This window comes from Halorubrum sp. SP3 (genome assembly GCF_005435195.1).
Classification (GTDB): domain Archaea; phylum Halobacteriota; class Halobacteria; order Halobacteriales; family Haloferacaceae; genus Halorubrum; species Halorubrum sodomense.
This window is the reverse complement of the sequence record NZ_SGTU01000090.1, coordinates 1-1,445: the sequence shown is the minus strand read 5'-3', so window position 1 is coordinate 1,445 and position 1,445 is coordinate 1. Positions and strand designations below refer to the sequence as shown.

The window sequence follows — 1,445 nt, the reverse complement described above, 5'->3', positions numbered from 1 at the left end:
ATATTATGACAAACTGCCTTCGTAATTAGCGATTTCCCAGTTCCAGACGGGCCGTAGAGGAACAGGTTTGGCGGTCGGTTATCGCCGAGGGCAACCCGAAGCATCTTGGTGACTTCTTGGAGCTGCTCATCACGGCCCACGATGCGATCTTCTTCAACAACGTAATTCGGATCGAGTAGCTCTCGGTCCCGAATTAGCCCCTCCTGATCGTCGAACTCGAGGAGCATATCCTCGATTGACTGTGATGGCCCCTCGGAATCTGCCCCTTCGTCGGGCTGTGAGTCACCGTTAGTGACATGAGACGATGACGCCTGTCGCGATGACTCCGGCTGCGACGCACTCGACAGCTCAGCCTGAGCCGTCACCTCGTCCTCCGACGGTCCCGGATTCTCTGCGGGATCATCGGAGTCGTCAGTACCCATAGGCCAATTGATACACGCCTGTATGAAAAAGGTTCCCCACCTCTATCGAAGTGTGATTAGCCGTTTGAAACCTGTAATACCCGGTTAACCGCATAATTCCCGAGAGAATGGGTTAATTGGCCGTAGCCGATGACGATGTGTTTCGCAGTCCCCGGTCGAAGACACACACCCCTCTATCGATGTGTTCGAAGTCTTCACGGGGTGGGGTGTGACGGGATCTTATTTGAGCTAACTGGTCGATACAGTCCTCGTACCGGTTTAGAACAGAGAAGGAATGTCCTCGTCATCTCATAGCCACTCATTTCGAGTCGGTTCTTCTCTTCTCTTCTCTTCTTCTAATAACACAAACACACACACCCCTCTATCGATGTGTTCGATGTGTTTCGGCCAGCGACAATAAGTCCCTAGAAACCCGACACAAATACATCGGGCTTGAATACGATAATCCAGGGATAGAGAGACGCTGTCGATGTTCTTTGCCGACAGCGAGGTTTGTAGCAGAGAATCGAGTTTCTCCCTCGTTTCGCCTACTCAGTTGGAACACATCGATAGAGGGGTGTGTGTCTCATCGTGTCGGGCTCGTCGAAAGATGTCCGTCTTGCCGTCTGGTGAGGTGAAGACGTTCCCTCGTCTGGTCTTCTGCTATCAGATCCAGCCCCAAGACACTCGGCCTGTCCGTCCGTAGATCTCGCGTGTACTGATTGATACGACAGTCTTCCTTGGTGCCGTGTACTGACGGGATGGAACCCATGATGCTGTGTCTCCCCTGTCCCAAGGCATTGACTAAGTATTAACCAACAAATCCATGCTAGATGGCTCCCGTGTTGGTTAACTGTTCCTTGTGGCGAACGCCATCAACTCTGGCACCCGCGTCTCCACGAGTTCTCGCTGAATCTCCGTCCGGTCCCAGCCAAGCGGTGACAGCACACTCTCGACAGCTCTGACGAGTTGTGTCTCGTAATAGGACGCATCGTACGACTCAATCTCTTCGTGAGCCAACGCGACCCGTTCTCGCGATGTTTT

General features: G+C 52.9%; 1 protein-coding gene and 1 pseudogene. Both read right to left on the bottom strand.

Annotation, left to right across the window (positions count from 1 at the left end; translation table 11 throughout):
• Window positions 1-422, bottom strand: a 422-nt coding sequence (locus tag EXE42_RS20335; protein WP_158293730.1) for an AAA family ATPase, incomplete at its 3' end; no start/stop codon positions are given.
• An 828-nt stretch (window positions 423-1,250) separates the two neighbouring features.
• Window positions 1,251-1,445: pseudogene (locus tag EXE42_RS19655) on the bottom strand (DNA polymerase I); the annotation flags it as partial.